The sequence below is a fragment of the Prosthecobacter algae genome (genome assembly GCF_039542385.1).
GTDB classification, from domain to species: Bacteria; Verrucomicrobiota; Verrucomicrobiia; order Verrucomicrobiales; family Verrucomicrobiaceae; genus Prosthecobacter; species Prosthecobacter algae.
This window is the reverse complement of sequence record NZ_BAABIA010000001.1, coordinates 680,639-693,383: the sequence shown is the minus strand read 5'-3', so window position 1 is coordinate 693,383 and position 12,745 is coordinate 680,639. Positions and strand designations below refer to the sequence as shown.

The 12,745-nt window shown below is 59.3% G+C and carries 9 protein-coding genes; 5 read left to right on the top strand and 4 right to left on the bottom strand.

What is annotated here, in order from left to right; translation table 11 throughout:
• Nucleotides 1-12: 12 nt before the first annotated feature.
• From ABEB25_RS02765 to ABEB25_RS02755, 3 genes are all read left to right on the top strand, one after another.
• Nucleotides 13-1,167, top strand: coding sequence for a cysteine desulfurase family protein (locus tag ABEB25_RS02765; protein ID WP_345734854.1), 1,155 nt, complete (start codon nt 13-15; stop codon nt 1,165-1,167).
• 139 nt (nt 1,168-1,306) lie between these two features.
• Nucleotides 1,307-3,781 (top strand): U32 family peptidase, encoded by a 2,475-nt coding sequence (locus ABEB25_RS02760; protein WP_345734853.1) that lies wholly within the window; start codon nt 1,307-1,309, stop codon nt 3,779-3,781.
• A 139-nt stretch (nt 3,782-3,920) separates the two neighbouring features.
• Nucleotides 3,921-4,235: an HPF/RaiA family ribosome-associated protein gene (locus tag ABEB25_RS02755; protein ID WP_345734852.1), complete on the top strand. Its 315-nt coding sequence runs from the start codon at nt 3,921-3,923 to the stop codon at nt 4,233-4,235.
• Between the two features lie 183 nt (nt 4,236-4,418).
• Here the strand turns inward: ABEB25_RS02755 and ABEB25_RS02750 are convergent, their stop codons facing one another.
• On the bottom strand, nt 4,419-5,882 hold the full coding sequence (locus tag ABEB25_RS02750) for a right-handed parallel beta-helix repeat-containing protein (protein ID WP_345734851.1): 1,464 nt from the start codon (nt 5,880-5,882) through the stop codon (nt 4,419-4,421).
• Between the two features lie 237 nt (nt 5,883-6,119).
• Between ABEB25_RS02750 and ABEB25_RS02745 the strand changes: the two genes are divergently transcribed.
• A complete protein-coding gene (locus ABEB25_RS02745) occupies nt 6,120-7,865 on the top strand; it encodes an SUMF1/EgtB/PvdO family nonheme iron enzyme (protein ID WP_345734850.1) in 1,746 nt (581 codons plus the stop codon).
• Between the two features lie 193 nt (nt 7,866-8,058).
• Here ABEB25_RS02745 and ABEB25_RS02740 read toward each other — a convergent pair whose 3' ends face one another.
• From ABEB25_RS02740 to ABEB25_RS02730, 3 genes are all read right to left on the bottom strand, one after another.
• Nucleotides 8,059-8,961, bottom strand: coding sequence for an anti-sigma factor domain-containing protein (locus ABEB25_RS02740; RefSeq protein WP_345734849.1), 903 nt, complete (start codon nt 8,959-8,961; stop codon nt 8,059-8,061).
• On the bottom strand, nt 8,961-9,527 hold the full coding sequence (locus ABEB25_RS02735) for an RNA polymerase sigma factor (RefSeq protein ID WP_345734848.1): 567 nt from the start codon (nt 9,525-9,527) through the stop codon (nt 8,961-8,963). The genes ABEB25_RS02740 and ABEB25_RS02735 overlap by 1 nt, the downstream gene beginning before the upstream one ends.
• Before the next feature lie 173 nt (nt 9,528-9,700).
• Nucleotides 9,701-10,219 (bottom strand): glutathione peroxidase, encoded by a 519-nt coding sequence (locus ABEB25_RS02730; RefSeq protein WP_345734847.1) that lies wholly within the window; start codon nt 10,217-10,219, stop codon nt 9,701-9,703.
• Between the two features lie 160 nt (nt 10,220-10,379).
• On the opposite strand from ABEB25_RS02730, the gene ABEB25_RS02725 reads away from it, so the two are divergent.
• Nucleotides 10,380-12,737 (top strand): DUF1592 domain-containing protein, encoded by a 2,358-nt coding sequence (locus ABEB25_RS02725; RefSeq protein WP_345734846.1) that lies wholly within the window; start codon nt 10,380-10,382, stop codon nt 12,735-12,737.
• The last annotated feature ends 8 nt before the right edge of the window (nt 12,738-12,745 follow it).

The following is a 12,745-nucleotide window of genomic DNA, read 5'->3' as shown; positions in this document are numbered from 1 at the left end:
TCCCCTGCCACCATGATCTACCTAGATGCCAATGCCACCACACCGCCTGACCCGGCGGTGATCGAGGCGATGCTGCCCTTTCTCTCCCAGCACTATGGCAATGCCTCCTCCTCCCATGCCGCAGGCCGCTTTGCCCGCCGAGCCATGGAACGGGCTCGTGGACAAGTGGCCGCTCTCATCGGTGCCGAAGCCCCAGAGATCATCTTCACCAGCGGTGCCACGGAGAGCATCAACGCCATCCATCTTTCGGCCCGTCACACCTGGCCAGATCGTCCGCTGCTGATCATCAGTGCCACCGAGCACCCGGCCACCCTGGAGTGCGCCGCACGCTGGCAGGCCCAGGGCGGCCAGGTGAAAAGCATTCCTGTACACTCGAATGGCCTGCTGGACATGGAGGCCCTGCAGGCTGCTCTCGTTCCCGGCCAAACCGCCCTCGTCTCCATGCTCTGGGCGAACAATGAAACGGGGGTGATCCAGCCCATGGCCGAGATCGCCGCCCTGGCCCATACTGCGGGAGCCCTGGTGCATGCGGATGCCGTGCAGATGGTAGGTAAGATGCCCGTTGATGTGCACAGCGTAGGCGTAGACTACCTCAGCTTCAGCGGGCACAAGATGCACACGCCCAAAGGCATTGGCGCATTGTTTGTTAGTCACCACGCCCCCTTTCAGCCCCTGATCATCGGCGGTGGCCAGGAAAGGGAACGGCGCAGCGGCACGGAAAACGTCCCCGGCATCGTCGCCCTGGGAAAAGCGGCCGAACTGGCCCTGAACAGCCCTGCCAACATCCGTCCCCTGCACGATCTGCTAGAACAGCAGCTCCTCGCCGCCCTACCGGAGGTGGAAATCCACAGCCAGTCCGCTCCCCGCCTGCCCACCACCTCCTCCATTCATTTCCCTGGTGTGGATGCTGCCGCCCTACTCATTCGTCTGGATCAAAAAGGCATCGCCTGTTCCGGCGGCTCCGCCTGCCACACCGCCTCCCTGCACCCCTCTCACGTACTGGAGGCCATGGGATACGATGCACGCCATGCCGCCAGCACCCTGCGTTTGTCGCTCTCCAGGCTGAGCACCGAGGCCGAAATTCCCCAGGCTGTGCAGGAAATCATCGCCGCCGTCCACCACCTACGCGCCCAGTGGGATCCCTCGGTCGTCGTCACGATGGCGTGACAAATGGCCATTTCTGGCCTATCGTGAGGGTTCGGGGCGGTTTTATGCCGCTCCCCAGGTGCCTTCTCTCGGTTTGCTTCGATATCTGGCACCCGTTTCTCCCGCTCATCACGGCTTGTTTTGAGCCTCCTCACCGCCCATGCCCCGCCCCCTTCATCTGCCTGAACTCCTCTCCCCTGCCGGGAACTGGGAGTGCGCCCGTGCCGCCGTCGCCAATGGTGCCGACGCCATCTTCTTTGGCCTGCCCCGCTTCAATGCCCGCATGCGGGCAGACAACTTCACGGCTGAAGATCTGCCGGAGCTGATGCGCTTTCTCCACAGTCACGGAGTCAAAGGTTACTGCGCTTTCAACGTCCTCATCTTCACCAGCGAACTGGCCGATGCAGAAACCCAGCTCCGCGAGCTGGAAGCCGCCGGGGTGGATGCCGTCATCATTCAGGATCTCGGCCTCGCCCGCATGGTGAAGCAACTGGCCCCCGGTCTGCGCCTGCACGCCAGCACACAGATGACCATCACCTCCCCCGAGGGACTGGAACTGGCCAATACCCTGGGCATTGACCAAGCCGTGCTCGCCCGCGAATTGAGCCTGCGCGAGCTGGAGCGCTTCCAGGCCAATGACAAACCAGACGTCCCTCTGGAAGTCTTCGTCCACGGTGCGCTTTGCGTCGCTTACAGCGGCCAGTGCCTGACGAGCGAATCGTTAGGTCGCCGCAGTGCCAACCGTGGTGAGTGTGCCCAGGCCTGCCGCATGCCCTATGAGATGGTCGTGGATGGCGAGCTGAAGGACCTCGGCGACAAGCGCTACCTCCTCAGCCCCCAAGACCTCGCCGCCGTGCAGGAAATCCCGCGCCTCATCGAGCTGGGCATCCGAAGTTTTAAAATCGAAGGCCGCCTCAAGACCCCCGAGTACGTCGCCGCCGTCACCCGCGTTTACCGCAAGGCCATTGATGCTGCCCTCGCAGACAAAGACCTCAGCGAAATCATCACCGAGGAAGATCGCTATGAACTGGAGATGACCTTCTCCCGCGGCCTTTACAGCGGCTGGATGCATGGCGTGAACCACCAGGAACTGGTGGGTGCCTACTACGGAAAAAAGCGCGGTTATTATGTCGGCGTAGTCCGCTCCGTCGCGCGCGATGCCATCGAGCTGGAAGAAATCCCCGATCACCTCAAGAACGGCGACGGCGTCGTTTTCGAAAACCTCCAGGACACCAACAACGAGCAGGGCGGCCGCATCTATGGCCAGCATGGCAACTGGATCGAATTCCAGCATGGCCGTCTCAGCACGGATCTCATCGCCCCGGGCACCCGCATTTTCAAAACGGGGGATCAGGCCCTCGAACAACGCCTCCGCCAGACTTTCCAGGGTGATATTCCGCTGCGGAAAAAGCAGCCCCTGGACCTCATCATCTCCGGCAAGGCTGGAGAACCGCTGGTCATCGAAGTCAAAGATCAGGGCGTCAAGGTCACCTCCAGCATCCTGCTGGAGCAGGCCCTTCAACGACCGCTCACCCAGGAGACATTGCAAAATCAGTTAGGCCGTCTCGGCGGCACGCCCTTTGAACTCGGCACCCTGGACCTTCATCTGGAAGGCAACGTCATCCTGCCTGTCAGCGAACTGAACCGCATGCGCCGCTCCCTGGTGAGCGCCGACCTGAAGTTCATCGGCTCCGCCCCCGTGCAGCGAACTCCATCAACGCGCTCGGTCACACAAATGCTGGCGGAAGTGGGCAGCCTGGTTTCAGCCGAACACGGCACCGCAGACGCCTCCCCTTCCCTGCACATTCTCTGCCGTGATCAGCAGCAGATCGAGGCCGCTCTGGAGGCTGGCGTGGCTCATCTCTACGTGGACTTCGAAGACGTGCGCCAGTATGCCGATGCCGTGAAATATGTGAAGGAGAACAGCAGTTCCCGCATCTACCTCGCCACACCACGCATCCAGAAATCGGGCGAGGCAGGCATCTTCAAACTCATCAGCCGGGCCGAGCCCCACGGTGTGCTCATCCGCAACCTCGGAGCCATCGCCTTCTTCCGTGATGCAGGCATCCCCATCACCGGCGACTTCTCCCTGAACGTGGCCAATCCGCTCACTGCTGACTTCCTGAAGCAGACCGGCCTGGAGCGCCTGACCATCAGTTACGATCTCAACATTGACCAGGTCCTCGCCCTTATCGAAGGCGCACCACCATCCTGGTTTGAGATCACCCTGCACCAGCACATGCCCATGTTTCACATGGAGCACTGCGCCTTCGCCGCCTTCCTTTCCGAAGGCACGGACTTCACCAACTGCGGTCGCCCCTGCGAAAAGCACAAGGTGCGCCTGCGCGACCGTGTCGGCATGGAGCACCCGTTGAAGGCCGATGTCGGCTGCCGCAACACGCTCTTCAATGCCGTGCCGCAGACCGGAGCCCAATACTTCAATGGCCTCATGCAGACCGGCCTGCGCCACTACCGGGTGGAACTGCTGGAGCAGACCAAAGACGAGTCCCTGCGCATCATCCGCACCTACCAGTCACTCCTCGCCTCCCAGCGCGGGGGCGAAGACATCTGGCGGGATCTCAAGGCCCAGTCCCAGCTCGGGGTGACCCGTGGCACGATGGCGGAGATGGTCTAATACCGGACCGCCATGTCCCCATCTAGGCTGGTCTGCATCTCGGATGCCGATTCAGGAAATCCACGCTTATTTATCTCAACGAGCCACGCCAAACCACTGTCTCAAACGAATACATAAGACAACGACAACCCCAACCACCATGATCATCCAAGTCAATACCGACAATCACATCACGGGCCGTCAGGAATTCACGGCTGAAGCTGAAGCCGTCGTCACAGACGCTCTTTCTCATGTCAGTGACCACGTGACACGCGTGGAAGTTCATGTTCATGACGAGAACAGCAAAAAGAGCGGCCCTCAAGACAAGCGCTGCATGATGGAAGCACGGCTGGAAGGTCATCCGCCCATTGCCGTAACGCATAAGGCGGAAACCATCGCATTCGCCATGGACGGCGCTGCCGAAAAACTAAAGGCCACGCTTGAGCACACACTGGACCGCCTCCAGCGCCATTGAGGAAAAGATTCGACCAGTAAGCAGGGGCGGTCTTCCGCTCCTGCCCGCTGAATCAACCATCCACCGCGATGTTCGTCTTCTTCTCCAATCGGCTCGGCTGTATCAGCTCAATTCTTGTCTCCGTGGCGGGCAGTGCGGTGCTATTTTTCGTTCTGCGCAGTTGCTCAGGCAACGCCTAGCCCATCACTCCGCTTTGAATCCATCAATCGCCCGGATGGTCGCGCCGACAGTCTTGGGATTGATCAGCCGGATGTTCAGCTCAGGGTTTCGCGCACGGTCACTGGTTGAAAAACCAAACTCCATCGCCTGCGGGAACTGCACGTTTTCAGCGCGGCAGTTTTTGAGAGTGATGTTGCGCGGGGATAGACCATCACCGAAGCCGAGTTCAAATCCTGCGATGCCGTTAGAAGGCCGACCAGGGCGCACCCAGTAACCCTGCACTCCAGTTTCCAAAGCAGCACAGTTGATGAATTCGATGTTCTCGCTCTCGGACCCGATGGTGAAACTGCGGTAGCCTGCGCGCTCCGAAGTGCAGTTGATGACTTTGCCGTTCTTTTGCGGATGCGCGTACTTGAAGCCGTAAGCGAAACTGTCGCTGATGCGGATGTTCTCTTGTACAAAGCCATCCACACCTTTGCCTGTGAGATCAATGCCCTCCCAGGTATTCGTGATCACGCAGTCCCGCATCACCAGTCCCTTCACACCGCCCACGGTCACGCCATCGGCCTGCCAAGGCAGGAACTTGCCATCAATGCGGGTACCGATCCGCTCGATCCGTGAGTTAATGATCTCTACATCTTCGGAATTGCCAATCGTCATGCCGGTAAGCTGCTCCTGCACCCGCACGCGGATGAAGCGCCCGGCACGCTCATCAAAATCATACATGGGGCTGTTGTTCCAGCCAAAGTCACGGGCCAGCACCTCGCTGGAAAACGTCACATCTCCTGCATACGGGGCCCAATGGATGTCATGGATGTTCAGCCCATCCATCCGCACCTTCGCACAGCGGTTGAGGTAGAGGCCTGCCCCCTTGCCATCGCCAGTGATCTCGATCTCCTTCAGCGTGACTGGGCCTGCATTCACCAGATAGAGTCCGGCAGAGTTCGAGTGCATGCCAGCCTCGGCGTGATTGCCACGCAGGATTTTCACCTTGGCCAGCTTCACCGGCACCGGTTGGTTGTCGGTGCCATAGATGAAAAGCGTGCGGATGTTTAGCATCGCGCGAATGGCCTGCAGATCGGCCCCAGTCACCAGCGGATCTTCGGCATAGGTGGCCACGGCATCATAGCGCAGCAGCGGCACTCCATTGACCATCTTGGTCAAAGACTCTGGCGGCACCACCGTGGGAGCCGTGGTGTTTTGAGTGGAGCGGATAAACTTCGCCGTGTCCACAGCGCCCATTGTTTGCAGGAGAGTGGCGTTGCTCAGATCCACCGCCACACGGGCGTGGACGGAGCCATGCACGGCATAGGTCAGCCCCTCGCCATCCACCGGCTGGCCGGCGCTTTGCTTCAAAGCAGCCTCAATGGCCGAACGATCATCCGTCACACCATCGCCCTTCGCCCCGAGCGAACGCAGCGTCAGCCCTGCGGGCAGCACGGGGGCGAGAATCCAAAAGAAGGAGGCGGTGAGAAAAAGCAATTTCATCAAGGGTGGACAAATCGTAACAGTGACTCAAAGGAGAAGCGCCAAAGAGCACGATGATCTTGCCAACAAGCAGAATAATACAGATTGGCGTCAGAATCGGCTCGGAAGTGACGTACAAATCGCGGTCTTCAAAAGTTGAAGACCTTTCCCATCCAGAAACCCATCCTCAGCCGCTGTTACCGTCGCCCCCCTCCTGGGTGGACAAAAACGTCCACTCATGCTAAAACCAAGCCTTCCATGTCAGCCCACCGCCCACTAACCTCTGCCCTTCTCGCCCTCGCTGCGATGCCCGGACTCACCGCGGCAGCCGCCACGAAGGTGGATTTCCATACCCAGGTCAAACCCATCCTCGAAGCTGCCTGCACGCACTGCCACGGTGTAGACAAAGACAAAGGCGACTTCCGTCTGCACACGAAGGAAGACATGATCAAGGGAAATGAAAACGGCCCAGGCCTGACAGCGGGCGACCTGAAAAAGAGTGCCATTTACACCACCCTCATCCTTCCAGCCGAAGATGAAATGGTGATGCCGCCAGTCAAAGAAGGCCTCCTGGCCGCCAACCAGATCGAAGTCATCAAAAACTGGATCGAACAGGGTGCCGAATGGCCCGCCGGTGTGACCCTGGAAGTGAAGCCTCGCATTGACTTCGTGAAGCACATCCAGCCCATCCTGGAACAGAACTGTGTGAGCTGCCACAACCCTGAAAAGGACAAAGGAGACTACATCCTCAGCACGAAAAAGGAAGCCTTCGAAAGCGGCGAAAACGCCCCTAACATCGTCGCCTTCGACCTAGCCAAAAGCGCCGTTTATCATCTCACCACCCTGGGTGCAGATGACGACGATCTCATGCCGCCGGCCAAAAGCGGCGGCCCCCTGAAGAAAGAAGAAATCGCCATGCTGAAAGGCTGGATCGAGCAAGGGGCCGTGTGGCCGGAAGGTGTGACCCTCAAGGCCAAAGAAAAAGGCGCCGCCCCCACCAACAATCCAGACACGATGGAACTGGTGAAAAAGATCCACGCCAAGATCGTCGCCACCGCCAAGGAAAAGACTGAGGCCGACATGAAGTCGTATGATGCCAAGGTGCCAAAGACGGGTGCTCCATACTCTATGGTGGCCATCAAGGGTGGTGAGTTCCTGCTTGGCAGCCCGGCAGGCGAAGCGAATCGTGCGGATGATGAAGGCCCGCAGGTGAAGGTGCAGATCAAGCCTTTCTGGATCGGCAAATACGAGGTGACATGGGATGAGTACGAACCCTTCCAGCTCACCGCTGAAGGCCGCAACAAGGATGGCAGCCGCAAAGTGTGGTCGCCTAACGACAAACCGGAAGACCTCATCTCCCAGCCGACCCCGCCCTACCAGCCGATGGACTTTGGCATGGGCCGCAATGGCTTCCCCGCCATCTGCATGACGCAGCACGCCGCCAACAAATATTGCCAGTGGCTCAGCGCCCAGACCGGCCATTTCTACCGCTTGCCTACCGAGGCTGAGTGGGAATACGCTGCCCGCGCCGGCACCACCACCGCCTACTTCTTTGGTGACGATCCGAAAGACCTCGGCGAATACGCCTGGTATTTCGACAACGCGCCTAACTTCCAATACAGCACCATCGGCAAGAAGAAGCCCAATCCCTGGGGCCTCTACGACATCTATGGCAACGTCTGCGAGTGGACGCTGGACCAATACAACGAAGGCACCTACAAAAGCCTGGGCAACGGAGCTGTGGGTAACAAGTGGGTTCCTTCCAAGACCCCCTACCCACACACTGCCCGTGGCGGCACCTACGATGACGATGCCGAATTCCTCCGCAGCGCCTCCCGCCGTGCTTCGGAGCCTGCCTGGAAACAGCAAGACCCGCAGTTGCCCAAGAGCATCTGGTATCTCACCGATGCCACCTGGCTGGGCTTCCGCATCGTCCGCACGCTGGAAATCCCCACCGTCGAGGAAATGTACTCCGCCTGGAACAACGGCGTAGCGCGCGAGTAATCCTCCGCCTCCCGGTAAAGTCCAAAGCCCATGCGAAAGCATGGGCTTTTTTCGTGGATATCGGAGTGGCAACAGGCTGGCCGTACATGGCGGGGACAAGCCCTTTTGCCTCCGAAGTAATGTTGCCCTATCTATCGCGAAGGATGCAAACGAAAATGCCCTCACTAGAGTGAGGGCATTCGTGGCAAAGCTATCAAGGGCCGATGAGGATGATGGGGCCTTCGTTCTTCAGCACACCGCCCTCTCGCTCGACACTGAGAGCAAATTTCGCCGCACTGCTGACATCATCCACAGGCTTGAACTCCACTTTGGCAAAGCCCTGAGCATCCACCTGCACCACCCCTGCATTCACAGGTGTTGGATTCTTCGGGTCCACTACCCAGAGCTGGTAGTCCTTGCCAGATTCCACAGGCGGCATCTTTTCCAGTTTCAGCAGTCCTTGGTGTTTCTCACTGTCCCAGACCACCACAGCCACGCCCTCTTTGTAGGCGGCCACAGTACTTTGCAGCGTCGCGATTTGCACCTGGGCAAAGGCATCCTTTTTCCGCAGCTCGGAGATCTCCTGAGTGAGAGTCACCAACTGCTGCTGAGTGATCTGGCTGCGCTCACGCATGCCTTCGAGTTGGGCGGCAAGCTGCCCCATCTCCTGGGCGGCTTTCGCGTTTTTCTCGTCCAGAGCATCGCGTTCATCGCGCACCCGGATGAGCTGGTTGCGTGCTTCCGCTTCTACTTCTGCCATCGCGGCCACTTGCTGCGCCAGTTGGCTGCGTTCGTTCCAGAGCCAGAAACAACCAGCCGCCAACACTGCAGCCATGCCCCAGGCGATGGGCTGTGCACGTGAAGAAGTCGCCGGGCTTTTCAATTTCTTGGCAGAGGCGCGCTCGCGCACTTGAGCCATGATGGAGGCTTTCAGGGCTGGTGGCGGAGTGACCGCAGGCACCAGGGAGGCGAGTTCCGCCGCCGTCAGTTCAAGCTCAGCGGCCAGATCGTCCAGCTCAGCGTCACGACTGCGCGAAATTTCCAGCGCGCTTCGCTCGGAATCATCCAGGGCATGCAGTGCGTTCAGCGCTGCCAGTTCTTCTTGTTGCTCGTCCATCACGCGCGCCCTCCTTTCATGAGGTCTCGCAGTTTCAGCAGGCCGCGCCGGATATGCGTTTTCACGGTGCCCAGGGGCAGGTGCATGTCTTCGGCAATGGCTTGGTGAGTGAGTCCCTTTAAAAAGGCGAACTCGATCAGTTTTCTCTGCTCGCCGGGCAGGGCCAGCAGGGCAGCGTGCACCTGCTTTTGGCGTTCTTTCATCTGCATGGTTTCGTCTGCACTATTGCCAGAGACCCCCAGGGTGGCGTGCTCGATGGCTGCGGTTTCATTCAGGCGCTGGCGCCGTCCTAACGCCCGCATCCGATCAATGGCCTTGTGGCGGAAAATCATCACGGTCCAGGTGAAGGCGCGGCTGCGGCCCACATCATAGTCACGGGCGTGGTCCCAAAGGTAGAGAAACCCTTCCTGCAACACGTCCTCCGCCTCGCGCTCATCCCCCAGCATCTGGCGCAGGAGGCCTAACAATCGAGGTGAATAACGATCATACAGCACCTCAAAGGCGCGCATGTCTCCAGCACCGGCGCGCTGGAGCAGAGATTCATCGCTGATTTCAGAGGAAGGCATGAGGGAGACTGGAACAGCTTGGGGGCGTCTCGCGACCGTGACAGGAAACACCCATTTTCCGCCCCGAGAGGCGGATGGGTTCATCCATGTCAAAGATTGAGTGTTCACACAAGCATTTGCGTTGCGAAAACACAGACGGATTCAGAAAAGGTTAAAAGTTTTATTTTATAAGCCTATTTTACCAAGGCCGTTTTTACAGCCGCCTCGATGTCCCCACCTTCAGGTTCGGCATCCGAACCATAGCGAGCGATCACTTGACCATCCTTGCCCAACAGAAACTTTTCAAAGTTCCACTGCACTGGTTTGGTGGAGGTCAGCTCAGCAAACAGTGGGTGTTTGTTTTCCCCGGTGATGGAGACCTTGGAAAACATGGGAAAGCTGACCTTGTAGCGGCTGCTGCAAAAGGTCTTGATGTCGGCCTCTGAGCCTGGCTCCTGACCACCAAAGTCATTGCAGGGAAAGCCGAGCACGGAGAACCCATCCTTCGCATACTTTTCATGCAGTGCCTGCAGGCCAGCATACTGGCTGGTGTAGCCGCATTCGGAGGCCACGTTCACGATCAGCAGCACCTTGCCCGCGTAGTCTTTCAAGGAGGCATCTTTGCCATCGATCGTTTTCAGCGGGATGGCCTGAAGATCGGCAGCGGAGACGGAGAGGGAGATCATGGAGAGGAGAGTCAGGAGAGTTTTCATGGATTGGTAAAAGTCGCGGCTTCCGTTCAAGAACGTTTCGGAGTCCTCACCTGCGACAGGATTTTTTGCCGAAGCCAGCATTCTGCGCCATCATCCACCGGATGAACTGGTGGCACGCAAGCCGCTGATAACTGCCCCCGTTTCCTGCGTTCCCCTTAAAATGCCCCCCCGCTTTTCCGTTCTGCTCACCTCGGCTCTACTGCTGAGTTCGCTCCATGCAGCCCCTACTCCGCCACCAGCCCCTGTGTCTGCGTTTCTGGATCAGCACTGCGTGGAGTGCCATGACGACGATGTGCAAAAGGGTGGCCTGAATCTCCAGGCGGTGAGTTTTGACCTGAAGAATCCAGAGAGCCTGCGCCGTTGGGTGCGAGTGTTTGACCGGGTGCATGAAGGCGAAATGCCGCCCAAAAAAAGCGATCGCCCAGAAGCGGCTGCGGTGAAAACCTTCCTGTCCAAGCTGCAAGGCGATCTCACTCGCGCAGATCAAGAAGAGACCGCCAGGCTAGGCCGGGTGCGCAGCCGCAGGCTCACCCGTGTGGAGTATGAACATACGATTCATGATCTCCTGGGCATTGATATCCCACTCAAAGATCTGCTGCCGGAGGATCCTGAATCGCACGGCTTTGCCACCGTGGCGGACGGCCAGCAGCTTTCCCACCACCAGCTCGCCCGTTACCTGGATGTGGCAGACCTAGCCCTGGCCGAAGCCTTTGAGCGCGTGCTGAAAGGCGATGCCAAATTCAGCAAGTCCTTCACCCCCGATCAACTGGCGGAAGTCACCCGTGGCAACTATCGTGGCCCGGAATCCCGCGATGGACGCAGTCTCTCCTGGCCCATCACGCTCCAGTTCTTTGGCAAGATGACCGCCACTGCCGTTCCAGACGATGGCTGGTATCGCATCACGGTGCGTGGGGTGGAGTCCATCAATCCCGGCCCTGGCGGGGCCGTCTGGGGAACGCTGCGCTCGGGTGCCTGCGTCTCAAACGTTCCCATGCTGTACATGATCGGCCTCATCGAGGCCACGCCAGAACCGCGCGACCTCGTCTATGAAGCCTGGATGCACAAAGGCCACATGCTGGAACTGAAGCCGAACGATGCCACTTTGCGCCGCGCCCCCACCGGGGCCCAGGGCGGCAATGTCTCCTTCAAAGGACGCGACCTCGCAGGCGATGGTTTCTCCGGCATCGCCCATCGTGGCATCGAGATGCAGCGCATCTATCCCGTGGCGGATCGCGCCAGCGTGCACCGCCATTTGTTCGGCGAGACGAATCTGAAAAAGGCCGACCCCGCCACCGCGCTGGACAAACTGGTCGCTCGCTTTGCCCGCCGCGCCTTCCGCCGTCCGGTGACAGATGAGCAACTGGCCCCGTATCTGGACATGGGGCGTCAAGCCCTGGCCGCTGGTGGATCCTTAACAGACTCTTTGTTAGTCGCCTACCGCACCATTCTGTGCTCACCACGCTTCCTCACCTTCATCGAGGCCCCTGGTGAGCTGGAGTCCCACGCCCTCGCAGCCCGTCTCAGCTACACTTTCTGGCTCAGCCAGCCCGACAAGGCCCTGCTGAAACTGGCCACCGATGGCAGCCTACAGCAGCCGGATGTGCTCGCGCAGCAGGTGGAGCGCATGCTCGCAGATCCCAAGGCAGAGCGCTTCATCCGCAGCTTTACCGACCAATGGCTCAAGCTCACGAAAATTGACTTCACCTCCCCTGACACCCGGCTTTACCCTGCTTTTGATCCTGTGGTGCAGGAGTCCATGCTGCACGAGACTCGTGCCTATGTCACTGAGCTGCTGCAAAAGGACCTCGCCGTCACCCACCTGGTAGATTCCGACTTCACCTTCCTCAATGGCCGTCTCGCCCGGCATTATCAGGCCGCCGCCGAGGTGACACCGGGCCAGGGCCTGCAAAAGATTTCGCTGACTAACCCCAAGGATGTCATCCGTGGCGGCCTGCTCACTCAGGGTTCCATTCTAAAAGTCACCGCCGATGGTACCACCACTTCCCCGGTCATTCGCGGGGTGTTTGTCAATGAGCGCCTGCTGGGTCAGCACATCCCGCCACCACCGCCAGACATCCCCGCCATCGAGCCCGACATCCGTGGCGCCACCTCCATTCGTGACCAGTTGGAAAAACATCGCTCCAACGAATCGTGCAACTCCTGCCACGCCACGATCGACCCGCCCGGCTTCGTTTTGGAAAACTTCGATCCCGTCGGGGTCTGGCGCGAGCGCTACGGTCTCCGTGGTAAAGGCGTTCCTATTGTGGCCTCCGGCACCACGCCAAAGGGCGATCCCTTCGCCGACCTGCAAAGCTGGAAGCAAATCTATCTTCATAAGCCCGAGCAACTCGCCGTCGGATTTGTCGGCCAGTTCCTCACCTACGCCACCGGTGCGCCCATCCGCTTTGGCGACCGCGAGGCCGTGGAGGCCATTGTCACCCAGGCTAAAGGCAAGAACTTCGGCCTTCGCTCGTTGATCCTAGAAGCCGTGAAGAGCCCCGTCTTCACGCACAAGTAGTCCCTCCC

What these genes read in the sequence shown, in the direction of transcription:
- ABEB25_RS02730 (WP_345734847.1), bottom strand. Translation starts at nt 10,219, where the DNA reads ATGAAAACTCTCCTGACTCTCCTCTCCATGATCTCCCTCTCCGTCTCC.
- ABEB25_RS02765 (WP_345734854.1), top strand. Translation starts at nt 13, where the DNA reads ATGATCTACCTAGATGCCAATGCCACCACACCGCCTGACCCGGCGGTG.
- ABEB25_RS02760 (WP_345734853.1), top strand. Translation starts at nt 1,307, where the DNA reads ATGCCCCGCCCCCTTCATCTGCCTGAACTCCTCTCCCCTGCCGGGAAC.
- ABEB25_RS02745 (WP_345734850.1), top strand. Translation starts at nt 6,120, where the DNA reads ATGTCAGCCCACCGCCCACTAACCTCTGCCCTTCTCGCCCTCGCTGCG.
- ABEB25_RS02740 (WP_345734849.1), bottom strand. Translation starts at nt 8,961, where the DNA reads ATGGACGAGCAACAAGAAGAACTGGCAGCGCTGAACGCACTGCATGCC.
- ABEB25_RS02725 (WP_345734846.1), top strand. Translation starts at nt 10,380, where the DNA reads ATGCCCCCCCGCTTTTCCGTTCTGCTCACCTCGGCTCTACTGCTGAGT.
- ABEB25_RS02750 (WP_345734851.1), bottom strand. Translation starts at nt 5,882, where the DNA reads ATGAAATTGCTTTTTCTCACCGCCTCCTTCTTTTGGATTCTCGCCCCC.
- ABEB25_RS02755 (WP_345734852.1), top strand. Translation starts at nt 3,921, where the DNA reads ATGATCATCCAAGTCAATACCGACAATCACATCACGGGCCGTCAGGAA.
- ABEB25_RS02735 (WP_345734848.1), bottom strand. Translation starts at nt 9,527, where the DNA reads ATGCCTTCCTCTGAAATCAGCGATGAATCTCTGCTCCAGCGCGCCGGT.